This is a genomic window from Streptomyces pimonensis, assembly GCF_041380215.1.
GTDB classification, from domain to species: domain Bacteria; phylum Actinomycetota; class Actinomycetes; order Streptomycetales; family Streptomycetaceae; genus Streptomyces; species Streptomyces pimonensis.
Window position 1 is genome coordinate 1 of record NZ_JAHWZY010000149.1, and the last position, 419, is coordinate 419.

The 419-nt window shown below is 67.5% G+C and carries 1 protein-coding gene; it reads left to right on the forward strand.

All coding sequences use genetic code 11. The annotated features are described in order from the left end of the window. A partial coding sequence (locus KYY02_RS33765) for an IS6 family transposase (RefSeq protein WP_371244914.1) occupies nucleotides 1-419 on the forward strand: 419 nt, incomplete at both ends.

Sequence of the window (419 nt, forward strand, 5' to 3'; positions counted from 1 at the left end):
AGGCCTACGCGAACGGACTGCGCCGCCGTCGGCCCCGCCCCGGGGACAAATGGCATCTGGACGAGGTCTTCATCAGGATCAACGGAGATCTGAAGTACCTGTGGCGGGCCGTTGATCAGGACGGCAACGTCCTGGACATCCTCGTCCAGAACCGGCGGGACACCGCCGCCGCCCGTCGCTTCTTCCGCCGCCTCATGAAGAAGACCCGTACGGTGCCGCGGGTGGTCATCACGGACAAGCTCCGCTCCTACGGCGCCGCGCACCGCGAGGTCATGCCGTCGGTGGAGCACCGCGCTCATAAAGGCCTGAACAACCGGGCCGAGAACAGCCACCAGCCCACGCGGCAGCGCGAACGCGCGATGAAGGGCTTCCGATCGGCGGGCGCGGCACAGCGGTTCCTGTCCGCGTTCAGCGGCATT